Origin of the sequence: Saccharibacillus sp. CPCC 101409 (assembly GCF_030518235.1) — a bacterium.
Lineage (GTDB): Bacteria > Bacillota > Bacilli > Paenibacillales > Paenibacillaceae > Saccharibacillus.
In genome coordinates this window covers 24,196-48,966 of record NZ_JAULSA010000025.1, presented here as the reverse complement: position 1 = coordinate 48,966, position 24,771 = coordinate 24,196, and the positions used below count along the sequence as shown (strand labels likewise).

Below are 24,771 nucleotides of genomic sequence, written 5' to 3'. Positions count from 1 at the left end.
CGAGGTAATTCTTGCACGGGGTCAGGGAACCCGCGGTGCGTTCGATCATATAGAACTTGCCGTTATCGATAATCACGGCCGGGTTGAACACTGTCGCTTTGCGCCAGTCGTACAGACCGGGCACGACGATCGGGTTATCGGGATGTCGGGTAATTTTCACGGAATAAGACGCCTCCTGCCAGCAAAATAATCGGAACATGAATAAGATGATTCGATGTACGTTAAGATTGGAGTCTTCCGGCCGTTTGCAGCGCGGCCAGAAGACTCTTTTTCGTATGTCTGTCTTACACTTCGACGGGATCGGATTGCAGCACGGTCAATTCCGCGCTGAGACCTTCGACCGAATTCGGTCCGACCCTCAGATTGAACCGGCCGGGCTCGACGCGCCAGAGCAGGTCGGGACCGACGAATTCCAGCTGCTCGCGGCCGATCGCGAAGGTCGCGGTCTGCGTTTCGCCCGGCGCAAGCTTGATCTTGCGGAAGCCTTTAAGCATCTTCTCCGGCCGGACGACCGAAGCGGCCAGGTCCGATACGTACAGCTGCACGACTTCTTCGCCGGCCATGCCGCCGGTGTTGGTAATGTCGACGGACACGGACGCCGTGCCGTCTGCCTGGATCTCGGCCGTATCGAGCCGGATATGGTCATACTTGAATTCGGTATAGCTCAGGCCGAAGCCGAACGGATACTGGGCTTCGAAGTCGTCTTCCAGATACCGCTTGCCGCGCGTTCTGCGCTTGTAGTGATAAACCGGAAGCTGGCCGACATGCTTCGGGATGCCGAGCGTAAGCCGGCCGGACGGGTTGACGCCGCCGAACAGGATATCGGCGATCGCATGGCCGCCTTCCTGGCCCGGATACCAGGCTTCGAGAATCGCATGGGCGTTCTCGACGATCCACGGTTCGGCGATCGGCCGGCCGTTGATATAGACCACGATCACCGGCTTGCCCAGCTTGAAGATCTCCCGGGCCAGTTCCAGCTGCACGCCGGCCAGATTCAGCGTCGAGCGGTCGATGCCTTCGCCGCATTCCATATCGTTCCACGAATTCTCCGTGACGACCGAAGCGCCGGTCTTGAGGTCGATCGTGCCTTCGCCGAAGTCCCGCGCGCTGGAACCGCCCAGCACCAGGACGATGGTGTCCGCCTGTTTCGCGCATTCCAGCGCGGCCGGGAAGCCTTCCCGCGATTCGCCGCGGATGCGGCAGCCGGGCGCATACAGCACCCGCTCGCCGCTTTCGCCAAGCGCGGCGCGCACGCCGTCCAGCACGGTCGCGATCGCGCCTTCCGGCTGCGGCGACGTATAATCGCCGAGCTGATTGTAATGCGCGTCGGCATTGGGACCGATCACGGCGATTCTGCCGCCGCCGGTCCTGCCGCTTTCGCGGCGGGCACTGCCGTTGCCGCCGCTCCCGCTTTGCCCGTCGGCGCTTCCGCCGCCGAACGCCGCCCGGTCCAGCGGCAGAATGCCGGCATCGTTCTTGAGCAGCACGATGCCTTCGGCCGCGAGCCGGCGCGCAAGCCGCCGGTGCTCCTCGCTGCCGATCACGTCCCGCGCCCGGCTCGGGTCGGTAAACGGCCGTTCGAACAAATTCAGTTCGAACTTCAGTTCCAGGACCCGGCGCACCGCCCGGTCCACATCGGCTTCGCTCAGGCGGCCGCCGCGAACGGCGGCCAGCAGATGCCGGTCGAACATCTCGCCCGACATTTCCATGTCCACGCCGGCCAGTACGGCCTGCGCCGAAGCATCTTCGCCGTCTTCCGCCGTGTTCTGCCCGGCGGTCAGCAGGCCGAGCGCGCCGCAGTCGGTAATGACAAAGCCGTCGAAGCCCCATTCGTCGCGCAGAATATCCTGAAGCAGATAGCGGTTCGTCGTGCAGGGAACGCCGTCGATCTCGTTATAGGCGGTCATGACCGAACGGGCGCCGGCTTCCACCGCATGGCGGAACGGCAGCAGATCGATCTCGTGCAGCTCGCGCGGGCCCATATGCACCGGAGCGGAGTTGCGTCCGCCTTCCGAGCTCCCGTACGCGGCAAAGTGCTTCAGCGTGGCGAGGATGGAATCGTCCGATCCCAGATCGTCGCCCTGCAGCCCTTCGATCGCGGCCGTGCCCAGCACCGAGGTCAGGTACGGGTCTTCGCCGTAGCATTCTTCCGTCCGTCCCCAGCGCGGATCGCGCACCACGTCCAGCACCGGCGAATAGGTCGCCGCGCCGCCCTGGCTGCGCGTCTCCAGCGCCGTCGCCCGGCACATTTCCCGGTACAGGTCCGGGTTCCAGGTGCTGCCGACGGAGAGAGGGACGGGAAACACCGTGGCCCCGATGGCCATATGGCCGTGCGAGCATTCCTCGCCGAACAGGATCGGGATACCGTGGCGTCCGTGCTCCAGCGCGTAAGCCTGCATCTCGTTCACCAGCTTCGCGCCTTCCTCCGGCGACAAGCCGGTTTCAAGCGTTACGCCGGTCCACGGATCGGCGCGCAAAGTGCCGTACAGCGAGCCCACGCCGCCTTCGGCGGCGCGGCGCTTGAACGATTCCGTCAGCTCGACGGTCCCGTCTTCGCGGCGGGTATAGCAGGTCCAGCCGAACGGCTGGGCGAGCTGCCCGACTTTTTCCTCAAGCGTCATCTTCTCCAGCAGCTCGCGGATGCGGCTTTCGGCGGCCGCTTTCCGGGAACTTTGTTTCTGCTTCATTCGAGCCAGCGCCTTTCTGTATCAAAATAAGAAAAGCGGATAGCGGGACCGGGAAGACGGGGGCTTGGGCCGTCCGGCCTTCCGCATCCCGCTTTCGATCCCGTATCTTGCGTTATCCGCTTTTGCCGTTTATCTCCTGCGCGTCCGCAAATCGTTTGGGCTTAGTTCGATTTCCAGCGGTCGTAAGCGCCCTGGTTGATCTCCGCGATGCGGTCCGAGCCCATCTTCTTGAGCGTGGCGACGTAGCCGTCCCAGCCGCTGTCGATCGATTCGGCGCCGGTGATGAACTTCGCTTCCATCTGCTTCACGTAGGTGCTGAGGTCGGAATTCAGGCTGTTGATCTCCGATTGTTCTTCGATCGTCAGGAACAGGGAAGGGAACGGTACGCGAGCTCCGTTGTCGAGCAGCTTGGTCTGCGTTTCGTTTTCCACCCATTTGTCGAAGTCGGTCGTCAGGCCTTTGTTGACTTCGTCCGTCAGGATCGTTGGTGCCGGAATGCCGTAGTTCGGCGTGAGCGTGGAACGGATTTCTTCCGAATCCTTGCCGTCCGGAGCCGGGATCGCTTTCTTCGTGTGGTCCGCTTCGTTGGTGTACTCCCACAGCGTGCCTTCCGGTCCTTTGTTGAACAGCACGGAGCCTTCGTAGGAATACAGGTAGTCGGCCCAGCGCATGGACGCTTCCGGATACTTGTTCGTTTTGGTGATGGCGAACGCGCCGGTCTTGACGCCGCCGTTCTTGGCGATGGCCGCTTTTTCTACGCCTTCGGCGTGAACCGGCAGGAACATCGGATCTTTGTCGGAAGCTTCGGTGCCCAGCAGCTGGTACGCATGCCATGCCGAGAACAGGCCGAGCTGGTTGCCTTCGCCTTTGGCCTGCTTCTGTTCGGCCGTTTGCGAGAAGCTTTCGTGGTCGAGCAGGTCTTCCGCCCACAGGCGGTTCATGTAGGCCAGGTACTGTTTGTAGCCTTCTTCAACCGGCGTGTAGTGCACGACGTCGTTGTCGTCCACGAACAGTTCTTCTTCGTACATGCCGAACGCGCCCAGCATCCAGGTACGGATATCGCGGATGTTGGCGGCCGGCGTCGTTACGGAAGACACCGGGATTTCGTCCGCTTTGCCGTTGCCGTTCGGATCTTCGTCCTTGAAGCGCTTCAGCAGATCGTAGAGATCTTCGGTCGTTTCCGGCAGTTTGTCCACGCCCAGCGCTTCCAGGTAGCTGCCGTTGTACCACAGCGGGTTGCGGTACCAGTGCTGGTTGAACTCGATAACCGGCAGCGAGTAGATATGGCCGTCCGGCGCGGTGATCGATTTACGCACGTCCGGATATTCTTCCAGCAGGGCTTTGAAGTTCGGCGCATATTCTTCGATCAGGTCTTCGAGCGGAATCAGCACGCCCTGTTCGCCGTATTTGAGCTGCTCCGAAGGAGTCAGGCCCGCGGCGTAGAACACGTCCGGATAGTCTTCGCTGGCAAATACCAGATTCTTTTTGGTTTCGAAGCTTTCCTTCGGCGCGTTTTTATATTCGAACGAGATATTCGTCAGTTTTGCCGTTTCCTGCAGGACGACCATGTCTTCCCAGTTCTGCACGCCGGTGTCCGGCGCCATCATGGTCAATTTGATCGGCTTTTCGACAATCGGGAAACCGTCTTTGCTGACCGTGACGCTTTCGTCTTTGCTCGCCGCTTCTTCCGACGATCCGCAGCCGGCCAGCAGCGATGCTCCCAGCCCTCCAACCATCAGCAGTTTCCAGGCTTTGCTTCTGATGTTCATCATAAATCCCCCTCTTTCAGTATGAATGGATTCAAGCTTACCCTTTGACCGAACCGATCATCACCCCCTGTACGAAATAGCGCTGCAGGAACGGGTATACGGCGATAATCGGCAGGGTGGAGACGACGATGACGCCGTACTTGATCAGCGAAGCGGTCTCGGCTTTGGAAGCCATCAGCGCCGCCATGTCCGCGCTGACCGCCGCGCCCGTCGTTTCCGCCGACATTTCCTGCAGGACGAGAATTTGTCTCAGGACCATCTGCAGAGGATATTTCGATTCGCTGTTCAGGTAGATCAGCGAAGGGAAGTAGCTGTTCCAGTGCGCGACTCCGTAGAACAGGGCCATAACCGCGATAATCGGAGCCGAGAGCGGCAGGACGATCTTCCAGAAGAGTCTGAGGTTCGTACAGCCGTCGATCTGCGCGGCTTCCTGCAGTTCTTTGGGAATCGTCGATTGGAAAAAGGTGCGGGCGACCACGATATTCCATACGGAAGCGGCGACCGGCAGGATCAGCGCGCCCATCGTGTTGATGAGGCCGAGATTTTTGACGACCAGATACGTCGGAACGAGGCCGCCGCTGAAGAACATCGTCAGCAGGATGAAGCCCATAAACCATCCGCGGCCGACAAAGTCGGACCGGCTGAGCGCGTAGGCCGCGGGCAGGGTGACGAACAGGTTGAGCAGCGTGCCGACTACCGTATAAATAATCGTATTGAGGTAGCCGTTCCAGATCTTCGGATTATTGAAGACCAGCTCGTAGCCGGCCCAGGTAATATTTTTGGGGAACAGCCACATCTGCCCGGAGTTGACCGCCTGCGGACTGCTGATCGAAGCGCTCAGGATATAAACCAGCGGGTACAAGACGACGACCAGGGCGACGCAGAGATAAATGTAGGTACAGATCAGGAAAATTTTATCGCCTTTCGATTCTTGCATCGATTTGACCATGACGCGGCCTCCTTTCTAAATAGGGTAGTCCCTTTAGCGTTGACAAGGTACCCGTCTTACCACAGACTGTTTTCGCTGGTGCGTCTGGCGATCCAGTTGACCGTAATCAGCAGGATGACGTTGATGACCGAGTTGAACAATCCGACCGCGGTCGAGAAGCTGTACTGCGCGTCGACCAGACCGGCGCGGTATACGTAAGTCGCGATGACGTCGGACGATTCCAGGTTGAGCGAGTTTTGCAGCAGCAGGATTTTTTCGTAACCCACGCCCAGAATGTTGCCCATGTTCAGAATCAGCATGATCGTAATCGTCGGCAAAATGGTCGGCAGGTTGATATGCAGCATGCGCTTGAACCGGCTCGCCCCGTCGACGATGGCCGCTTCGTGCAGCTGCGGATCGACGCCGGACAGCGCGGCCAGATAAATGATCGTGCCCCAGCCGGTGCTCTGCCAGACGCCCGAGAGGACGTACATCGTTTTGAACCAGGCCGGATCGGTCAGGAACTGCGGAGCGTCCAGGCCCAGCGCGTTGATGAACATAATGATGATGCCGCTGCTCGGCGACAGGAACGTGATGATCATGCCGGCCATAACGACGATCGAGATAAAGTGCGGCGCGTAAGTGACGGTCTGAACCGTTTTCTTAAACTTGCCGTTGCGCACCTCGTTGAACGCCAGCGCCAGGATGATCGGCAGCGGGAACCCGATCGCCAGTTCATAGAAGCTGATGCTGAACGTGTTCCAGATCAGATCCCAGAAATAATAGGAATTGAAGAACCGCTCAAAGTGGTCGAAGCCCACCCAGGGACTGCCGAGGATGCCTTTGGACGGAACGAAATTTTTGAAGGCGATCTGGATCCCGTACATCGGTGCGTAGTGAAAAATAAGGAAGTACAGGACGGCGGGCAGCATGAACAGGTACAATTCCCAGTTGCCGAGAATTTGCGCGCGCCTTGAAGGCTTCTTCATATTCGGAAGCTCGGGCGCGGACGTTTTGGACGCCTTCATTTATTTTCCTCCCTTCTTGAATTGGAAACGTTTGTGGTTTGGAAAGGTAACGCTTACAAGGCAAAGTGTATCGAACCCATTGTGACACCGTAAATATGTCAATTGCGCATTGTCATATTCGAAAAGCGCAGAAACGCCGCAACCGCGCGGGTTCCGGGTGAAAAATGCCGCTGCAAAAAGATTGCCGGGGAGAAGGAACTGTGTCAAATATGAGCGTCGGAAACGGCTGAAAAATCCACATATTGCGCTTACGAAGCGATTATGCCATCATGGGCTACTGAAAGTGCGAGAAGCGAGATTGAAGGAGGCTACTGCCCATGACCCGCAAAACCGCCCATATTATTTCCCACACCCACTGGGACCGGGAATGGTATCTGCCGTACGAGTCGCACCATCTGCGGCTGACGACTTTGATGAACGAACTGATGGATATGCTGGAAAAAGACGAACGCTACCGTTATTTTCATCTCGACGGCCAGACGATCATTATCGACGACTATCTGCAAATTTATCCGGAACAGCGCGAACGGCTTCAGCGGCTGATCCGAGAGGAAAAAATTATAATCGGTCCGTGGTACGTGCTGCAGGACGAGTTCCTGACCAGCTCGGAAGCCAATGTGCGCAACCTGCTGATCGGCCACCGCGAAGCCGCCCGCTGGGGTCCGATCTCGAAGCTCGGCTATTTCCCCGATTCGTTCGGCAATATGGGGCAGGCGCCGCAGCTGCTCAAGCAGGCCGGCATCGAAGCGGCCGTGTTCGGACGCGGCGTCAAGCCGACCGGCTTCGACAACGTGGTCGTCGACGCGCCGGGCGAATACGAATCGCCTTATTCCGAAATGCACTGGGAGTCGCCGGACGGCTCGCAGGTGGTCGGGGTGCTGTTCGCCAACTGGTACAGCAACGGCAACGAGATTCCGACGGACGCCGCGGAAGCCAAAGAATTCTGGGACCGCAAGCTTGCGGGCGCGGAGAAATACGCGTCCACGCCGGAGCTGCTGTTTATGAACGGGTGCGATCACCAGCCGATCCAGACCGATCTCGGCGACGCGCTGGAAACGGCGGAGAAGCTGTTCCCGGACGTGGACTTCGTCCATTCCACCTTCGATCAATATTTGGAAGCGCTCGCGCGGCATAAGCACGACAGCTGGGTGACGGTGCGCGGCGAGCTGCGCAGCACGCGCACCGACGGCTGGGGGACGCTGGTCAACACGGCGTCGGCCCGCGTGTATCTGAAGCAGATGAACCAGGTCGGCCAGACGCTGCTGGAGAAAGGCGCCGAGCCGCTGGCCGTTATGGCGAATCTGGCCGCCGGCAAAGCTTATCCGCACGAACCGCTGTCCTACGCGTGGAAAACGCTGATGCAGAACCATCCGCACGACAGCATCTGCGGCTGCGGCGTCGACGAGATCCACCGTGAGATGGTCGGCCGGTTCGACAAGAGCCGCCATATGGCCGAAGCGCTGGTCGGCGAAAGCCTGCAGGCGATCGGCTCGCGGATCGGCACCGATTCGGTGCAAGCCTGGCCGGAAGCCGCCCGTCCGGTCGCGCTGTTCAACACGACCGGCTGGGAGCGCAGCGGCGTCGTGACCGTCGAAGTCGAAGCGGTCCGTATCGACTTCAAGCAGGGGCCTTCTCCGCAGGGAATCGCGGAGAAGCTCGACGCTCTGCCGCTCGGCCCGGGCCGCGTGGTTGACGCGGAAGGCCGCGCCGTTCCGGCCCGGATCGAAGATCTGGGCTCGCAGTTCGGCTACGACCTGCCGGACGACGGGTTCCGCGTGCCTTATATGGCGCGCAAGTTCCGCCTGACGTTCGAAGCGGCGAATGTGCCGGCGCTGGGGTATAAGCTGTATGCGTGGGTGCCGGAAGAAGGCGGCGGCCGGATCTATGCAGGAAGCGCGGCGGGAGAAGACGGCGCGCGCAAGAGCGGTTCGGAGCGAAGCGCGGATCAAGAAAGCGGCCGCGTCGCGAACGCTGTGCCGGCGGCTCAAGCCGGGGAAAGCGCCGCGGCCGATACGGCGGTCGGCGAGCTCGTCTCCACGCCGCAGGGCATGGAGAACGACTTCCTGTCCGTGGCGTTTGCGGAGGACGGCTCCTACACGCTGACCGACAAAATCACGGGCCGGGTATTCGAAGGCCTCGGGATCTACGAGGACTGCGGCGATATCGGCAACGAGTATGTATTCCGTCAGCCGGAAGGCGATGTCGCGCTGACCACGCGCGGGCTTCCGGCGCGAATCGCGCTGGTGGAAGACGAAGCGTACCGCGTGACGTACGAGATCGTGCACGAATGGGACATTCCGGTCTCGGCCGAAGAATTGTTCGAGGACGAGAAGCGCAGACTGGTGCCGTTCCTCAAGCGCAAAGCCGGCCGCTCGGCGGAAACGGCGCCGCAAACGCTCGTTACCCGCGTTTCGCTGGAGCGATCGGGCCGCGGCGTTGCCGTATCGTTGACGCTCGACAACCGGGCGCGCGACCACCGGCTGCGGGTACTGCTGCCTACCGGCCTGCGCACGCAGACTGTGCTGGCCGATTCGATCTTCGAAGCGGCGGAGCGCGATATCGTGCCAGCGCCGGAATGGATCAATCCGAGCAACGCCCAGCATCAGCAGGCGTTCGTCAGTTTGTCCGACGGCGCGCACGGCCTGACCGTCGCCAACAAAGGCCTGAACGAATACGAAGTGCTGCAGGGCGGCAGCGGCACCATCGCGGTCACGCTGCTGCGCAGTGTGTCGGAGCTGGGCGATTGGGGCGTATTCCCGACGCCGGAAGCCCAGTGCATCGGCGAGCATACGCTGGAGTACGCGGTGTACCCGCATGCCGGCGACGTTGCCGGGTCCGGGGCGTTCGCCCTGGCGTACCAGTATCAGACGCCGTGGTTCGACCGTCTGCTGGAGCGGCAGTCCGGCCCGCTGCCGGCCGAATACCGCCTCCTGTCCTGGAGCGGCGGCAATCTGGCGCTGTCCGCGCTCAAGATGTCCGAAGAGCACGGCGACGTGATCGCGCGCTGGTACAATCTGTCCGGCGGCGCGGCGGCGCTGTCTTTCGAACCGCATTTTGCGGCCGGCGACGTCTACGCGAGCGACATCCTGGAGCGCCGCGGCGAACAGGCGCAGCCGGCGGCCGGCGTCGGCCGGATCGAAGCCGAAGTGGGCGCGGCGAAGATCGTGACCTTCGCGCTGTCTCCGGCGCCTCGAAGCTGAATCGCGCGGGGCATTTTATTCGGCGCCTTATTTTTGAATAGGGATCATGGCCGCCGGTAAGCCGGATGGTTTCCTTCGCTTCGCAGCAGGCGGGGGAACGGTTCGGCGGCGCGGCCCAATTTGCAAACCGATATCCGGACCGAACGTCCGAACTCATTCTTTTTTACCGATCAGGAGGGTTATTCATGGCTTTGACGAAACTGCCGGAAGCGGTCGAGCGTTACCTGGAACAGACCGACGAACGGCTGGCGCAACATCCCAAGCTGAAGCAGGTATTCCGCAACTGTTTCCCGAACACGCTGGAGACGACGACCAAACTGCTGGACGACGGCACGACCTTTGTGTACACCGGCGATATTCCGGCCATGTGGCTGCGGGATTCCGTGGAGCAGGTCCGGCATTACATCCCGCTCGCCAAAAACGATGCGGACCTGCAGCGCGTGATCGAGGGACTGATCGCCCGGCAGCTGTTCTATATCAACATCGATCCGTATACGAATGCGTTTAACGAAGAAGCCAACGGCCGTCATTACCGCGATTCCGACGACTGCGAGCTGGGCCCGTGGATGTGGGAGCGCAAATACGAGCTGGATTCGCTGTGCTTCCCGGTGCAGCTGCTGGCGCAGTACTGGCAGGAGACCGGGCGGACTTCCATGTTCGACACAGATTGCTACCGGGCGCTGAACACGATCGTGCGCGTCATCGCCACCGAGCAGCGCCACGACGAGAAATCGCCGTACTTTTTCCGCCGCGATACGAAGCAGGATACCGAAACGCTGTACAACGACGGACGCGGCATGCCGACCAACTACACCGGCATGAGCTGGTCCGGCTTCCGCTCCAGCGACGACGCCTGCGAATTCGGCTACAATATTCCGGCGAATATGTTCGCGGTCGTGATCCTCGGCCATATCGAAAGTATCGCCTCCGAAATTTATAAAGACGAAGAACTGGCCGGACGCGCCGCGAAATTAATCAAAGAAATCAACTTCGGCATCCAGCGCTACGGCATCGTCGACCATCCGAAGCACGGCAGAATCTATGCGTTCGAGACCGACGGCTACGGCAACTACTCGCTGATGGACGACGCCGGCACGCCGGGCCTGCTGTCGATCCCGTACATCGGGTACGTGGACGCGGACGATCCGATTTACCAAAACACCCGCCGCTTCGCGCTCAGCTTCGACAATCCGTTCTACTTCGAAGGCAAATTCGCCAAAGGCATCGGCAGCCCGCATACCCCGGGCGGCTACGTGTGGCATATGGCGCTGTCCATGCAGGGCCTGACGTCAAGCGACGACAACGAAGTCAAAGAACTGATCGAGATGCTGCTGAGCACCGACGCCGGCACCGGTTATATGCACGAAGGCTTCCACCCCGACGACCCGTCCGACTTCTCCCGCGAATGGTTCGCCTGGTCGAACAGCCTGTTCGCCACCCTGATCGTCAAAGCGATGGAAAAAGGCCTGGTTTAAACTTTGGCCGGCCGCTTGCTGCAACACAACTCTCAATGAACGCGCAGCAAAAGGACTTGGACTCCCGTACAATACGGAAACCCAAGTCCTTTTTTCATGTATCGAAATGCAGAACCGTCCCCCAACGATTCCTATTCCAATCCTGCATATCCGCAGCAATTTAAGCCGAAAAAGCCGTTAACCGCCGCCATTTCTGCATATCCGCATCAATTTCAAGCCGCCGTCGCCCATCCCGTCCCAAACTGCCCATTATCGAAAAAAATTGCTGCGCATCCGCACAATTGCTCCCATTTTGCCCCCGAACCACTATATTTGCTGCATATCCGCACAAATACCTGCTCCCGAGATCCCACACCTGAACCCCGACAACGTCTCACAGACGAGCCGTCCCCAGTCAAACTTCTTTCAGCTAGCTTCGCCCTAAACCCCGCTCCCCCGAGCGCGGTCTTAAAGCCTGCTCGCCCTAAACCCCGCTCCCCCAAGCGCGGTCTTAAAGTCTGCTCGCCCCAAATACCGCCCACCACGGAGCGAGTCTACTCCAACCGAAGCGCCTTTGGCTTGCCTCCCCTTACCCTATGCTTCTATTCCAATCAAAAGGGGAGGCAAACAACGAAGCGTAGGTTGGAGAAGACTCGCGGAGCCCCCAACAACGAGGCGCAGCTTGAAGCAGACTCGCGGAGCCCCCGTGGAACCTTTCAGACGTCGTAGTTCACTACATAAGGATGCATCCCGTCCCGATAATACCCCTCGCTGTACTCCGCCGCACGCCCCAGCTCGTCGTGGGCGAAGCGCCGCCGTTTGAGCAGCGCCGCGCCTGGCTCGACCTCAAGCGTTCGCGCGATCGCTTCGCCCGGAGCGCCGACCGAGAATTCGTCGCGAAGCTTCGCGATCGCGATTCCCTGCTCCTCCAGCCAGCCGTACAGCGAATGCGCCTGAAGACCGGCGTGCTCCGGATCGCCCATCCGGGCGGGCAGATAATGCGTATAGTGGATATACGGCGCGCCGTCGAGCGAATACAGCCGTTCGACGCGCAGGCACGATTCGCCGAACATCTCCCGCAGCTTTCCGTTCGGCTCGGTCTGCACGATCTCGGCCTGCAGCGTGCGTTTGCCGATCCGGTGGCCTTCTTCGACAAGAATTTCCGTGAATCTTTTCCAGGTGGAGCGCTTGGACGTGGACGTGTTGCGCACCACGCGCGTTCCTTTGCCGCTGCTCGTTTCGAGATAGCCTTCCTGGACCAGCAGCTTGACCGCGTTTCGGACCGTAATTTTGCTGACCGCGAATTCTTCCTCGAGCCTGGGCTCGGGAGGCAGATACGAATCGAGCGGATACTGGCCGTGCAGAATGCGGTCTTTAAGAATACTGTGAATTTTCAAATACAGCGGCTGCTTGCTGCGGGTTGTCGTCATGAACGATTCCTGCCTTTCCGATTGACTACTGTGCGCGGCTTTTTTTCGCTGCTACCTTTCGACGTCGCCGACCCCTTCGTTAATCGCGCGCAGAATCTGCGCTTCCGAAGAAAACGGCGTATCGCCGGCAATCGTGTGGGCCAGCATCGAAGCCGCCGCCGCGAAAGCGACGGTCCGCTCCGGCGTCCAGCCCGACAGCTCGCCGTGCAGGATGCCGCTGGCATAAGCGTCGCCCGCGCCGATCCGGTCGTAGACCGTGAAGGTCAGCGGATCGGCAAAATGAAATTCGCGCTCTTTGTACAGATAGCCGAGCAGCGAATGCTTGCCGTCGGGCTCGATGCTGCGGTGCGTACCGGCCGCCGCCGAGATGCCGTACCGTTCGGTCACGATCGGGATCAGCGCTTCCAACTGCTCCAGCCGGCTGCCTTCCGGAGCGGGGAGGCCGAGAATATGGATCGCGTCGTTTTCGTTCATCAAGACGATATCGGCCAGCGCCAGCATTTTCTCGTACCACGGCCGCGCTTTGGCGTACCCGTCTTCGCCCCAGAGGGCGGGACGGTAGTTGCAGTCGAAGATCACCGTTTTGCCCTGCGCCCGGACTTCTTCGGCAAACGCCGCCGCGTTACGCCGCACCGTATCGTTCATCGCCATCGAGATGCCGCAGAAATGCACGGCGTCCGCCGAAGCGGCGGCTTCCGCAAACGGATACGCGCCTTCCGCGGCCGTGTTGAAGCTGCTCTGCTGGCGGTTGGTGTACGTCACGCGGCTCGGCCGCGCTCCGAAGCCCGCTTCCAGGATATACATGCCCAGGTACAGGCCGTCGCGGCGGACGAAGTCCGTCGTAAGCCCCAGCTTGCGCAGATTGGCTTCGGCCGCGTCCCCGATCGGGTTGCCCGGCAGCGTCGTGACCGGAAGCGCCCGGTGGCCGAAGCGCGACAGCGCCGACAGCACGTTGACGCCGCTGCCGGAATACGAGATCTGAAGGCTGTCCGTCTGCGACAGCAGCCGAAGACCCGGGGTCTCCAGCCGCATCATCACTTCGCCGAAAGCCGCGACCGTGTTAGGCATGCCGGTCGACCTGGCGCTGGAGGACTTTCAGCAGCTCGCGCACGTCGGACACGATCGTATCGCCGCTCCCCTGGTCGATGATCGACGAGTAAACATGCGGAATGACCTGCGGCACGCCCGCTTCGAGCGCAATTTGCAGGATCGGTTCAAAGTTATCTTTGTCGATGCCGCCCGTCGGTTCCAGCGCGAAGCCTTCTTCGCCGCAGGCTTCGGCCACCGCGCGGTACTCCGCTTCCAGCGACAATCCTTTCATCGGGAAGTACTTGAGCGCGTTGCCGCCCATATCCCGCACCAGCGCGATCGCGGCTTTGACCGGCACGACCGCCGATTCCGAAGCCGCCGCGCTGAACGGGCCGGTGGACAGGTTCACGTAACCCGGACGTCCGGAAGGGGAGACCAGCGCGTTGATCCAGCTTGGCTTGTCGCCCAGATTGGCGCGGGTCGCGCCGACGGAAGGGAACACCTGGTTGATATGGCTGCCCGCGTAAGCGCGCGCGATCTCGGCGACCACCTGGGCCTGGCGGTTGTCGCCGGCGCCGAGTCCGATCGAGACGGCGTCGTCGATCCCGCGTCCGTATTCGCGCATGGCGTCCACCGCTTCCGGCACCGTTGCGTAGGCTTTGGACAGGACGCCGACCAGCACATGGCCTTCCGCCGCTTCGTATACTTCTTTGGCGTTGTGCACGCTTCCTGCCAGCACGTTCAGCGCGGCGCGTCCTTTGTACAGTCGTTTCACGATCGGTCCGTTTGCCGTCGAGGCGTGGGTAGTCATGGTTTATTGTCCCCCTTTTAATAATTCGCGCAGTCTGCGCTCGATTACCTGCATATCGTCTCCCAGCAGCGGCCGCGGATCGATATCGAAATAACCCTGCCGCGCTCCGTAGTCGCGCGTGTAGATGGCGATTTCGCCGCTTTTCAGCGCGTCGACCGTTTGCACCGCGTCGATGCCCGCAAGCTTCGGATCGATCTTCACGCGCGCGCGGTAGATGGCGCGTCCGGCTTCGTCCTGCACGACGCTTACGTCCACGCCGCCGAGTTCGCCCAGCGGAATCAGCGTTTGCAGCGCTTCGCGCTCGCGTTCGCTGTTGTCCTTTTTGTCGAGATACTCGTCGAGTGCCTGGAGCAGGCCGAACGTCGTTTCTTTGCCGACTTTCATACTGCGGCCGATACCGTGCAGCTGCACTTTGACCCAGTCGATATACTCCCGCTTGCCGGCGACGATGCCGGAAGTGGGGCCTTCGATCGCTTTCGAGCCGCTGAAAATGACCAGATCGGAGCACGAAGCGTACTTTTGCAGATCTTCTTCGGCCGCCGCGTCGATCACCATCGGCAGGCCGAGACGCTGCGCCAGATTCCACGTTTCTTCGATCGAAGCCATATTTTTCTGGACCGCGTGGTGCGATTTGACGTACAGGATCGCCGCCGTGCGCTCCGTCACCGCTTCTTCGATCTGGCGGACCGTGCCTTCGTTGGCATAGCCCGCTTCGACCACCGTACCGCCGCCCAGATAAACCATGGTCTCGACCGGCGCGCCGTACTGGACGTTGTGTCCTTTGAGCATGACGATCTCGTTCTTGGGAATCGGCGACTGGTGCAAACGCAGGCTGCGTCCGCGCTCCCCGCGCGTGACGATACCCGCCACCGACAGGGCAATGCCGCTGGACGCGGAGTTGACGACGACCGCCGACTCGAACCCGAACTGCCCGGCGATACGTTCCCCGGACTTGTCGACCAGATCGGCGATCTCGACATAGTTCTGTCCGCCGGTCTTCATCGCTTCCATCACCGTATCGGTGGGCGCCGATACGCCCAGAATGCTCATGCGTCCGCTGGCGTTGATGACGCGTTTAAGCCCGTACTTGGCATGCAAGGTACTGCCCATTTACAACCACTCCTTCGGCTTTTAAAGTTTGCTTGGAGGTGCGCGTAACGCCCTCGGAATCCGTCAGCACGGACGGGACGTCTTCGAGCGAGAACAGCGTCAGATTGGCGGGTTCGCCGACTCGGATGCGTCCGAGCTCCGGCCGGTTCAGCCAGGCCGCCGGACGGACGGTGACCGCTTCGACGACGTCTTTGAGCGGATAGCCGAGCGTCAGGAACTTGGTCAGCACGCTGTCCATGCCGTAGACGGGACCGTTCAGGCGGTTGCCGCGGTAGATGTCGGTGCTGATCGTATCGAACGATATGCCCGCGGCTTTGGCCTGCTCGGCCGTTTCGAACGAGAAGCTGGCGGTGCCGTGGCCCACGTCCAGCCGTACGCCGCGCTTGATCGCGTCCACCAGCACCGGCAGCGGCCGGCCCTGCTCGTCGAACAGGTTGTTGGCTTTGCCGTTCAGATAATGCGTGACGATATCGCCTTGTCTCAGCAGCGGCATGACTTCTTCGATCGGCGGAGGACCCGAACCGATATGGGTCATGATCGGCAGCTTCAGTTCTTCGGCCAACGCGACCGCCCGGCGCAGCGGCTCGGTGCCGTTGCCGAGCACGACGCTGCGGCTGATGCGGGCTTTGAGCCCGACGACGAAGCCGGCGTGCTCGCGGGCCGCGCGAACGGCCGCGTCGCGGTCGATCCAGTCCAGCTTCGACAGCTCGTCCGTACGCTGAAGCCCGATGCGCGAAATGTTGAGAAACGCGAGCAGCCGGGTGCTTGCGTTTTCCGCGCTTGCGGCCAGCTCGCCGATCCGGTCGGCGCCGCAGCTGCCCGCGTCCACGATCGTGGTGACGCCGCAGTCGACGCCGATCGCGTCGACCGAGTCGCCGTAGGGTTCGAACTCCGGAAAAGCGTGCACGTGCATATCGATCCAGCCGCTCGACACATGCAGTCCGCCGCAGTCGACCACTTCGCCGCCGGCCGCGGCGCCGGAAGAATGGATGCCGGCGATCAGGCCGTCCCTGATCTCAAGATCGGCGGTTTCGCCATCGGGAAAAATGACGCCGCGCAGCAGAAAGTCCTGCTTCATAAAGGCACCTGCTTTCCTTACGGATTGCGCCATACGCACAAGCCGTAAATACTGTCATTTTATGAGAGAAACGTGGAACTCCATTCAAAGATAGCATTCCCTTTTCGAAAAAACAATATAACGTTATAATGTTTAAGTGATTTTTTAAGACGATTTTTGGGAAAAAGAAGCAAAAAGCAGTACGAAAACCTACTCGATGTCCGCCCCTCGCGGACATCTTTTTTTCCTGTAAAATCGCTCTGCGCTTGCGCTCCGTGCCCGCCCTTTTCGTCTTGACAGCCCATACCCCCTTTGCTAAGATTGCAATAATATATTTTCAGAAAAGGCCTTTCAGCTTTCCATATAAGGGAAAACGGCGGTTGGGACAAGAAAAAAAAGGAGGCAAAATCGGGTGTGGAATAGCAAGTTTGACAAAGAGGGACTGACGTTCGACGACGTACTGCTGGTACCGAGAAAGTCGGAGGTTCTGCCGAAGGAAGTCAATGTGTCCACGAAACTGAGCGACAGCGTGAAGCTGAATATTCCGCTGATCAGCGCCGGCATGGACACCGTAACTGAAGCGGTTCTGGCGATCGCGATCGCGCGCGAAGGCGGTATCGGAATCATCCATAAAAATATGCCGATCGAGAAGCAGGCGGACGAAGTGAACCGCGTAAAGCGCTCCGAGAACGGCGTCATTACGAATCCGTTCTTCCTGAGTCCGGATCATCTCGTTTCCGATGCAGAGGTCCTGATGGGCAAGTATCGGATTTCCGGCGTGCCAATCGTCGACGAACAAGAGAAGCTGGTCGGCATCCTGACCAACCGCGATCTGCGCTTTATCCACGACTACAGCATGCCGATCAAAGAAGTGATGACGCAGGAGAACCTGGTCACCGCTCCGGTCGGCACGACGCTGCGCGAAGCGGAAGTTCTTCTGCAGCAGCACAAGATCGAGAAGCTGCCGCTGGTCGACGAGAACAACGTCCTCAAAGGTCTTATTACCATTAAAGATATCGAAAAAGCGATCCAGTTCCCGAACGCCGCCAAAGACGCGCAGGGACGCCTGCTCGTCGGCGCGGCCGTCGGCGTATCGAGCGACGCCAACGAACGGATCGACGCGCTGGTCGAAGCCGGCGTCGACGTCGTCGTCGTCGATTCGGCGCACGGCCACCATATCAATATCCTCGACGCGGTGCGCAGTATCCGCGGCCGTCATCCGGAGCTGACGATCGTCGCCGGCAACGTGGCGACGGGCGAAGCGACGCGCGACCTGATCGAAGCCGGCGCTTCGGTCGTCAAAGTCGGCATCGGTCCGGGCTCCATCTGTACCACCCGCGTGATCGCCGGCATCGGCGTGCCGCAGATCACCGCGATCTACGACTGCGCGACGGTTGCCCGCGAGTACGGCATTCCGATCATCGCCGACGGCGGCATCAAGTACTCCGGCGAGATCACCAAAGCGATCGCGGCCGGCGCCCATGCCGTTATGCTGGGCAGCATGTTCGCGGGCACGGAAGAAAGCCCGGGCGAATCCGAGATCTACCAGGGCCGCCGCTTCAAAGTGTACCGCGGCATGGGTTCGATCGCGGCCATGAAGCAGGGCAGCAAAGACCGCTACTTCCAGGACGACGACAAGAAGCTGGTGCCGGAAGGCATCGAAGGCCGCGTCGCATATAAAGGACCGCTGTCCGATACCGTGGGACAACTGGTCGGCGGCCTGCGTTCGGGCATGGGTTACTGCGGAGCGGGCGACCTCGACGCGCTGCGCAACGATACCCAGTTTATCCGCATCACCGGGGCCGGTCTGCGCGAAAGCCATCCGCACGACGTGCAGATTACGAAGGAAGCGCCGAACTATTCGGTATAACCGGATCGTCGGGTCCGCCCGGAGAAGTCCGGGCGAATCCGGCGCGGACGAACGAAACCAAATAGCGCTGCAGCGGGACCGGGCGAATCGCCCGGTCCGCTTTTTTGACTATATCCTCCCTCAACCATGTAAAGACACGCGCCGTCAGGCTGTGTTAGACTAGAGGGGTGTGAAAAGAAACTTAGCACGACGAGGGGAGTACGGGATCCATTGAAACGCAAGCCTTCCACTTATACGAGTAAAGCTACAGGTAAAGCCGAGAAGAGTCGGTTCGATCAGCCTAAATTTCTGAAAAGAAGCGCAGCTTCCATTCTGATTCTAAATATGCTCTGCCTGTCGGCCGTTCCGGCCAATCTGGCCAGCGCCGCTTCCGATACCAAGCAGTCCCAGACGACGAAGGAGTCCAAGCCCGCCGCTTCCGATGCGAAGGCGTCCGCGCAGAAAGCCCTTCCGTCGGTCGAAAGCTTGGGCCTCAACGTCAAATCCGCCGTGCTGCTGGAGCCGACCACGGGCGAAGTCCTGCTGGCGCTCGACGCCGACAAAGCGCTTCCGCCGGCGAGCATGACCAAGATGATGACCGAGTACATCGTTTCCGAGCAGGTCAAGCAGGGCAAGCTGAAATGGGACGATGTCGTCACGATCGGCAAGAACGCGGCTTCGCAGATCGGCTCGCGCGTATTCCTGGCCGAAGGGGATCAGCATACCGTCAAAGACCTGTATATCGCCATGGCGATCGGTTCCGCGAACGATGCGACGGTGGCGCTGGCCGAGACCGTTGCGCCGACCGAGCAGGAATTCGTGAAAATGATGAATGACGAAGCCAAGCGGATGGGTATGAAAAATACGCATTTCGCCAACTCGACCGGGCTGGACATCGCGGATATGCCCGAAGCGTTCCGGACCGACTCGACCGAGGAAACGAAGATGTCCGCTATGGACGCGGCTCTGCTTGCCAAATTCATCGTAACGGATCATCCGGATTTCAACGAATTCACGACGCTGCCTTCGTTCCAGTTCCGCCCGGGCGCGAACGGCAAGATCGAGAACCTGGACTGGATGCTGGAAGGCAACTCCAAAGTGCAGAACCTCAAAGCTTATGCTTATGAAGGGCTGGACGGTCTGAAAACGGGCCATACCGCCGCGGCGGGCAACTGCTTTACCGGCACCGCCGTACGCGACGGGGTGCGTCTGATCAGCGTCGTCATGGGGACCGACGCCAACGATCAGGGCTCGCGCTTCGTCGAGACGCGCAAAGTGCTGGATTACGGCTTCAACAACTTCGAGATCAAGCAGCTCGTCGACGCCAATCAGGCGATCGAAGGCGACGGACCGGCGGCCGTATCCAAAGGCAAAGAAAAGTCCGTAACCTACGAAACGGCGAGCGCGATCAGCTTTGTCGTGCCCAAGGGCGCGGACGCAAGCGGACTGAAAGTCAAAACGACGGTCGAAGGCGAAGACCAGCTCGTCGCGCCGATCGCCAAAGGCGACAAAGTCGGCACCGCGACCTATACGTATCAGGCAGAAGGCATGTCCCAGCAGCAGAAGAAAACCGTCGACCTGATCGCTTCGGAAGACGTCGAGAAAGCGGGCTGGCTGCGCCAGCTGTTCCGGGCGATCGGCGGCTTCTTCGCGGACCTGTTCGAGGGCATCAAAAACCTGTTCTGAGAAAGCGGGTTTGAAGACACGTCCCAAGCATTGTATATCCATAACTCGTGCTGTAAAATAAATGGTTAGTAAATCCTGCGTACAGCAGGCTGCAAATCGGGATAGATCAGGGGGCTATGAGAATGGAAGCAGGAACATCGCGCGTTAAAAGAGGCATGGCGGAAATGCAAAAAGGCGGCGTGATCATGGATGTCATGAACGCGGAGCAGGCAAAGATTGCGGAAGCGGCGGGGGCCACGGCCGTTATGGCGCTGGAACGCGTTCCGTCCGATATTCGCGCGGCCGGCGGCGTGGCCCGCATGGCCGATCCGACGATCGTCGAAGAAGTGATGAAGGTGGTTTCCATTCCGGTAATGGCCAAAGCGCGTATCGGGCATTACGTGGAAGCGAAAGTGCTGGAATCGCTCGGCGTCGACTATATCGACGAAAGCGAAGTGCTGACGCCGGCGGACGAAGTGTTCCATATCGACAAGCAGGAATTCACGATTCCGTTCGTCTGCGGCGCCAAGGATCTCGGCGAAGCGCTGCGCCGGATCGGCGAAGGCGCTTCGATGCTGCGCACCAAAGGCGAGCCGGGAACGGGCAACATCGTCGAAGCCGTGCGCCATATGCGCCTGATCAACGGACAGATTCGCAAAGTGAAAAATCTCTCCAAAGACGAGCTGTACGCCGAAGCGAAAAACCTGGGCGTTTCCTACGATATCCTGCTGAACATTCACGAAAGCGGCAAACTGCCGGTCGTGAACTTTGCGGCGGGCGGCGTAGCCACTCCGGCCGACGCGGCGCTGATGATGCATCTGGGCGCGGACGGCGTATTCGTGGGCTCCGGCATTTTCAAATCCGACAATCCGGAGAAGTTCGCGCGCGCGATCGTCGAAGCGACGACGCACTACGACGACTACCGCCTGATCGCGGAAGTGTCGAAGAATCTCGGTACGCCGATGAAGGGCATCGATATCAAGCAGCTCGCGCCGTCCGAACGCATGCAGGACCGCGGCTGGTAATCGGCGGATGAGCAAAGTAAAGATCGGCGTGCTGGCGCTCCAGGGCGCGGTCGCGGAGCATATCCGCAGCCTGGAGCTGGCCGGAGCGGACAGCATGGCCGTTAAACGCGTCGAACAGCTGGACGAACTCGACGGCCTGGTCATCCCGGGCGGCGAGAGCACCACGATCGGCAAGCTGATGCGCAAGTACGGCTTTATCGAGCGCATTCGGGAGTTCCATGCCGCCGGCAGGCCGCTGTTCGGCACCTGCGCCGGGCTGATCGTGCTGGCCAAGCGGATCGAAGGGCAGGAGGAGAGCCATCTCGGCCTGATGGATATCTCCGTCGCCCGCAACGCGTTCGGCCGGCAGCGGGAAAGCTTCGAGACGGATCTGCCGATCAAAGGCATCGACGAACCGGTCAGGGCGGTATTCATTCGCGCTCCGCTGATTCGGGAAGCCGGCGCGAACGTCGAAGTGCTGGCGACTTATAATGAAGAAATGGTCACGGCGCGGGAAGGCCGCCTGCTCGTGTCGTCATTTCATCCGGAGCTGACCGACGACTACCGGCTGCACGAATATTTTGCCGGCATGGTGCGCGAAGCCAGGTCCGGAGAAGCGAAAGGATGAAGATCCGTGTTGGATGCTAAAGTATTGAGAAACGAATACGATCGGGTCAAAGAAGCGCTGGTTAAACGCGGCAAATCCGAAGACCTGATCGCCAATTTCCCGCGTCTCGACGGCGAACGCCGCGAGAAGCTGCAGGAAGTCGAAACGCTGAAGAACCGCCGCAACACCGTTTCGGGCGAAGTGGCGAAGCTCAAAAAGAACCGCGAGAACGCCGACGATCTGATCCTGGAGATGCGTGAAGTATCGGACCGCATCAAGCAGCTCGACGAAGAAATACGCGGTCTGGAAACCGAGATCGAAGCCGTCACGATGGCGATCCCGAACATTCCGAACGACAGCGTGCCGGTCGGCGCGTCCGAAGACGACAATGTGGAGATTCGCCGGGTCGGCGAGCCGCGGGAATTCGATTTTACGCCGAAAGCCCACTGGGAAACCGCCCAAAATCTCGGTATCCTCGATTTCGAATCGGCGGCCAAAGTAACAGGCTCGCGCTTTACCTTCTATAAAGGACTCGGAGCGCGTCTGGAACGTTCGCTGATCAACTTTATGATGGATCTGCACAGCAGCGAACACGGCTACGAGGAAATGCTGCCTCCGTACATCGTCAACCAGGACAGCCTGTACGGCACCGGCCAGCTGCCGAAGTTCGAAGAAGATCTGTTCAAGCTTAAAGATACGGAATATTACCTGATCCCGACAGCCGAAGTGCCGGTGACGAATTATCACCGCGACGAGATTCTCGAAGCCGAAGATCTGCCGAAGAAGTATATCGCCTACAGCGCCTGCTTCCGCTCCGAAGCGGGATCGGCCGGACGCGATACGCGCGGCCTGATCCGCCAGCACCAGTTCAACAAAGTGGAAATGATCAAGATCGTGCATCCGGATCATTCCTACGACGAGCTGGAGCAGATGACCGCCAACGCGGAACGCGTGCTGCAGCTGCTCGGTCTGCCTTACCGCGTGATCGTGCTGTGCACGGCCGATATGGGCTTTACCGCGGCCAAGACGTACGATCTCGAAGTCTGGCTGCCGGAAAGCGGCATGTACCGCGAGATCTCGTCGTGCTCGAACGTCGAAGATTTCCAGGCCCGCCGGGCCAGCATCCGTTTCCGCCGCGAGCCGAAAGGCAAGCCGGAGTTCGTGCATACGCTGAACGGCTCGGGTCTGGCCGTCGGCCGTACCGTGGCTGCGATCCTGGAGAACTACCAGCAGGAAGACGGCAGCGTGGCGATTCCGGAAGTGCTTCAGCCGTATATGGGCGGCGTGAAAGTGATTGGACCTAAGAAGTAGGATCGACTAAGAAGCGGGAAACCGAATCCCCTGCCATCTTCTGCGCTTCGCTGTGTATGGGGCAGCCCTTCTTCGGGCTGAAAACCTTGCGTGTAGCGGAGCGATAGGATATGATGGGGGAGGATGTTTGCTGTTTTTCTGAGTAGAGGGTTAAGGACGAAGAGCGGAGTTAAAGTCAAAAGCTTTCGCTAGGCGCAGGGTCCTTCTGCCAAAAGAAAAAAGAGCTTTCGCTAGGCGCAGGATTCTTCAAATCGCTAGGCCCGAAGGGTTATGCAATTTGAATACTCGGAGAGGTACCGAAGCGGTCATAACGGGGCGGTCTTGAAAACCGTTAGGGGGCAACTCCACATGGGTTCGAATCCCATCCTCTCCGCCAGTTTAATCGACGACAGCCGTCTTTTCTTTCGAAAAGGCGGCTTTTTGCTGTCGATTTCCCAGGAAAAGGAATGTTAAATAAAGACACGAAACCTAGATTATACTGCGGTCTTTCCGCAAAAACAAGAGAGAAAACGAGACAAGCAGCGGAAAAGTATGGCATAATTAAAAGGGACTTTTATGGACCCGATCCATTCTTTTCATTCAGAGCCGCAAAGGAACGACCATCGTATAGCAAGCATCCATTTATTCAAGGAAGGAACGTGAACGATGACTCTACCTGTACCCCCGACTCGGAAGCCCACTCCGCCGCACGGCGCGTCCCGCGCGCACGGCAAACGCACGTTCAGGCAAAATCTGACCCGAGGCGTATTTATCGTGCTCGGTGCGATTCTCGTCGCCGTAGCGCTGGAATTGTTCCTCGTCCCCAACAGCATCACCGACGGAGGCATTACCGGGATCTCGGTTATGGCTTCCTACCTCTCCGGCTGGAAACTCGGTATTTTCCTGTTCGTGTTGAACCTTCCTTTCCTGATTGTCGGCTACAAACAGATCGGCAAAACTTTTGCGCTGTCCACCCTGCTCGGCATTACCGTCCTTTCGATCGGCACCGTTCTGCTGCATCCCGTACACGCTTTCGTCGACGATACGCTGCTGGCGTTCGTGTTCGGCGGTATTTTCCTCGGCGTGGGCACCGGGCTGGTAATCCGCAACGGCGGCTCGCTGGACGGCACGGAGATCATCGCCATCCTCGTTTCGCGCAAAACGCCTTTTTCCGTCGGCGAAATCGTGATGTTCGTCAATCTGTTTATTCTGTCCGGCGCGGGCTTCGTATTCGGGTGGGACCATGCGCTGTTCTCCATCCTGGCTTACTATATCGCCTACAAAATGATCGACGTGACGATCGAAGGCATGAACGAATCGAAATCCGTCTGGATTATCAGCGACCGGATCGAGGATATCGGCAACGCCATCCTGGACCGTCTGGGCCGCGGCGTGACCTACCTGGCCGGCGAAGGCGGGTTCTCGGGCGATCCGAAAAAAGTTATTTTCTGCGTCATTACTCGGCTTGAGGAAGCGAAGCTCAAAGAAATCGTGAACCAGTTCGACGATAAAGCGTTTATGGCGGTCGGCAATATTCACGATGTCAAAGGCGGACGCTTCAAAAAGAAAGATATTCATTAAAACTTTAAATAAAAACCGGCAAAAATCGAGATAAAAAGCAGGTCTTGAGAACGCGTTTAGTTCCCGGGGCCTGCTTTTTTTGTAAGTCTGTACGTTCAATTTTAGAAATTTGAAACTTTTCGAAAAATGTTCACGTATACTTAGACAAGTCTGCAGCGCCCGGCAAACACCGGGACGCCATCCAGTGTTTTACAGTTTAGAAGTTTGGTTATCAGGGTAAGAGGGTATTAGGGATTTTTAACAAAACTCATAAAGACATGAAGGGGAGAAAA

At 59.5% G+C, this 24,771-nt stretch carries 17 protein-coding genes, 1 tRNA gene and 1 pseudogene; 9 read left to right on the top strand and 10 right to left on the bottom strand.

The genetic code is table 11. The features are described 5' to 3' along the window. From QWJ34_RS25700 to QWJ34_RS25680, 5 genes and pseudogenes are all read right to left on the bottom strand, one after another. A pseudogene (locus QWJ34_RS25700) lies at positions 1-160 on the bottom strand (glycoside hydrolase family 130 protein); the annotation flags it as partial. 124 nt (positions 161-284) lie between these two features. After that, positions 285-2,687: a glycoside hydrolase family 3 N-terminal domain-containing protein gene (locus tag QWJ34_RS25695; RefSeq protein ID WP_302731944.1), complete on the bottom strand. Its 2,403-nt coding sequence runs from the start codon at positions 2,685-2,687 to the stop codon at positions 285-287. 161 nt (positions 2,688-2,848) lie between these two features. Further along, entirely contained in the window at positions 2,849-4,456 is a 1,608-nt protein-coding gene (locus QWJ34_RS25690; protein WP_302731947.1) for an extracellular solute-binding protein, read from the bottom strand. Positions 4,457-4,493: 37 nt separating this feature from the next. Beyond that, entirely contained in the window at positions 4,494-5,405 is a 912-nt protein-coding gene (locus tag QWJ34_RS25685; RefSeq protein ID WP_302731943.1) for a carbohydrate ABC transporter permease, read from the bottom strand. A 56-nt stretch (positions 5,406-5,461) separates the two neighbouring features. Continuing rightward, on the bottom strand, positions 5,462-6,373 hold the full coding sequence (locus QWJ34_RS25680; protein WP_483314309.1) for an ABC transporter permease: 912 nt from the start codon (positions 6,371-6,373) through the stop codon (positions 5,462-5,464). A gap of 356 nt (positions 6,374-6,729) precedes the next feature. Between QWJ34_RS25680 and QWJ34_RS25675 the strand changes: the two genes are divergently transcribed. Next, positions 6,730-9,612: an alpha-mannosidase gene (locus QWJ34_RS25675; RefSeq protein ID WP_302731941.1), complete on the top strand. Its 2,883-nt coding sequence runs from the start codon at positions 6,730-6,732 to the stop codon at positions 9,610-9,612. Between the two features lie 185 nt (positions 9,613-9,797). Then, a complete protein-coding gene (locus QWJ34_RS25670) occupies positions 9,798-11,087 on the top strand; it encodes a glycoside hydrolase family 125 protein (protein WP_302731940.1) in 1,290 nt (429 codons plus the stop codon). A gap of 695 nt (positions 11,088-11,782) precedes the next feature. On the opposite strand, the gene QWJ34_RS25665 is transcribed toward QWJ34_RS25670, so the two are convergent. From QWJ34_RS25665 to QWJ34_RS25645, 5 genes are read right to left on the bottom strand one after another with little or no spacing between them, the layout of a single operon-like run. After that, a complete protein-coding gene (locus QWJ34_RS25665) occupies positions 11,783-12,496 on the bottom strand; it encodes a GntR family transcriptional regulator (RefSeq protein WP_302731939.1) in 714 nt (237 codons plus the stop codon). A 51-nt stretch (positions 12,497-12,547) separates the two neighbouring features. Beyond that, positions 12,548-13,564 carry a sugar kinase gene (locus QWJ34_RS25660; protein ID WP_302731938.1) on the bottom strand — a complete coding sequence of 339 codons (1,017 nt, stop codon included), beginning with the start codon at positions 13,562-13,564 and terminating at the stop codon, positions 12,548-12,550. Continuing rightward, complete coding sequence (gene dagF / locus QWJ34_RS25655; RefSeq protein ID WP_302731937.1) at positions 13,557-14,336, bottom strand: 2-dehydro-3-deoxy-phosphogluconate aldolase; 780 nt, start codon at positions 14,334-14,336, stop codon at positions 13,557-13,559. Before dagF ends, QWJ34_RS25660 begins: the two co-directional genes overlap by 8 nt. 3 nt (positions 14,337-14,339) lie before the next feature. Further along, positions 14,340-15,446, bottom strand: a complete 1,107-nt coding sequence (locus QWJ34_RS25650; RefSeq protein ID WP_302731936.1) for a DgaE family pyridoxal phosphate-dependent ammonia lyase — start codon at positions 15,444-15,446, stop codon at positions 14,340-14,342. Beyond that, the gene (locus tag QWJ34_RS25645) at positions 15,412-16,524 is read right to left on the bottom strand and encodes an amidohydrolase/deacetylase family metallohydrolase (RefSeq protein WP_302731935.1); all 1,113 of its coding nucleotides are present in this window, start codon (positions 16,522-16,524) and stop codon (positions 15,412-15,414) included. The genes QWJ34_RS25650 and QWJ34_RS25645 overlap by 35 nt, the downstream gene beginning before the upstream one ends. A gap of 391 nt (positions 16,525-16,915) precedes the next feature. Here QWJ34_RS25645 and guaB point away from each other — a divergent pair, with 391 nt between their 5' ends. The 7 genes from guaB (at position 16,916) to QWJ34_RS25610 (ending at position 24,499) form a co-directional block, all read left to right on the top strand. Next, positions 16,916-18,373, top strand: a complete 1,458-nt coding sequence (guaB, locus tag QWJ34_RS25640; protein ID WP_302731934.1) for an IMP dehydrogenase — start codon at positions 16,916-16,918, stop codon at positions 18,371-18,373. A 210-nt stretch (positions 18,374-18,583) separates the two neighbouring features. Further along, a complete protein-coding gene (locus QWJ34_RS25635) occupies positions 18,584-20,038 on the top strand; it encodes a D-alanyl-D-alanine carboxypeptidase family protein (RefSeq protein ID WP_483314307.1) in 1,455 nt (484 codons plus the stop codon). 122 nt (positions 20,039-20,160) lie between these two features. Continuing rightward, a complete protein-coding gene (gene pdxS, locus QWJ34_RS25630) occupies positions 20,161-21,042 on the top strand; it encodes a pyridoxal 5'-phosphate synthase lyase subunit PdxS (RefSeq protein ID WP_302731933.1) in 882 nt (293 codons plus the stop codon). A gap of 7 nt (positions 21,043-21,049) precedes the next feature. Next, positions 21,050-21,649 (top strand): pyridoxal 5'-phosphate synthase glutaminase subunit PdxT, encoded by a 600-nt coding sequence (gene pdxT / locus QWJ34_RS25625; RefSeq protein ID WP_302731932.1) that lies wholly within the window; start codon positions 21,050-21,052, stop codon positions 21,647-21,649. 6 nt (positions 21,650-21,655) lie between these two features. After that, positions 21,656-22,939 carry a serine--tRNA ligase gene (gene serS, locus QWJ34_RS25620; protein WP_302731931.1) on the top strand — a complete coding sequence of 428 codons (1,284 nt, stop codon included), beginning with the start codon at positions 21,656-21,658 and terminating at the stop codon, positions 22,937-22,939. A 287-nt stretch (positions 22,940-23,226) separates the two neighbouring features. Next, positions 23,227-23,315, top strand: a tRNA-Ser gene (locus tag QWJ34_RS25615). A gap of 269 nt (positions 23,316-23,584) precedes the next feature. Continuing rightward, positions 23,585-24,499 carry a YitT family protein gene (locus QWJ34_RS25610; protein WP_302731930.1) on the top strand — a complete coding sequence of 305 codons (915 nt, stop codon included), beginning with the start codon at positions 23,585-23,587 and terminating at the stop codon, positions 24,497-24,499. The last annotated feature ends 272 nt before the right edge of the window (positions 24,500-24,771 follow it).

Coding starts and splice junctions, on each gene's coding strand:
- QWJ34_RS25645 (WP_302731935.1), bottom strand. CDS start 16,524: ATGAAGCAGGACTTTCTGCTGCGCGGCGTCATTTTTCCCGATGGCGAA.
- pdxT (WP_302731932.1), top strand. CDS start 21,050: ATGAGCAAAGTAAAGATCGGCGTGCTGGCGCTCCAGGGCGCGGTCGCG.
- QWJ34_RS25650 (WP_302731936.1), bottom strand. CDS start 15,446: ATGGGCAGTACCTTGCATGCCAAGTACGGGCTTAAACGCGTCATCAAC.
- QWJ34_RS25685 (WP_302731943.1), bottom strand. CDS start 5,405: ATGGTCAAATCGATGCAAGAATCGAAAGGCGATAAAATTTTCCTGATC.
- dagF (WP_302731937.1), bottom strand. CDS start 14,336: ATGACTACCCACGCCTCGACGGCAAACGGACCGATCGTGAAACGACTG.
- QWJ34_RS25610 (WP_302731930.1), top strand. CDS start 23,585: ATGACTCTACCTGTACCCCCGACTCGGAAGCCCACTCCGCCGCACGGC.
- pdxS (WP_302731933.1), top strand. CDS start 20,161: ATGGAAGCAGGAACATCGCGCGTTAAAAGAGGCATGGCGGAAATGCAA.
- QWJ34_RS25670 (WP_302731940.1), top strand. CDS start 9,798: ATGGCTTTGACGAAACTGCCGGAAGCGGTCGAGCGTTACCTGGAACAG.
- QWJ34_RS25695 (WP_302731944.1), bottom strand. CDS start 2,687: ATGAAGCAGAAACAAAGTTCCCGGAAAGCGGCCGCCGAAAGCCGCATC.
- QWJ34_RS25660 (WP_302731938.1), bottom strand. CDS start 13,564: ATGCCTAACACGGTCGCGGCTTTCGGCGAAGTGATGATGCGGCTGGAG.
- QWJ34_RS25680 (WP_483314309.1), bottom strand. CDS start 6,373: ATGAAGAAGCCTTCAAGGCGCGCGCAAATTCTCGGCAACTGGGAATTG.
- QWJ34_RS25675 (WP_302731941.1), top strand. CDS start 6,730: ATGACCCGCAAAACCGCCCATATTATTTCCCACACCCACTGGGACCGG.
- QWJ34_RS25665 (WP_302731939.1), bottom strand. CDS start 12,496: ATGACGACAACCCGCAGCAAGCAGCCGCTGTATTTGAAAATTCACAGT.
- QWJ34_RS25690 (WP_302731947.1), bottom strand. CDS start 4,456: ATGAACATCAGAAGCAAAGCCTGGAAACTGCTGATGGTTGGAGGGCTG.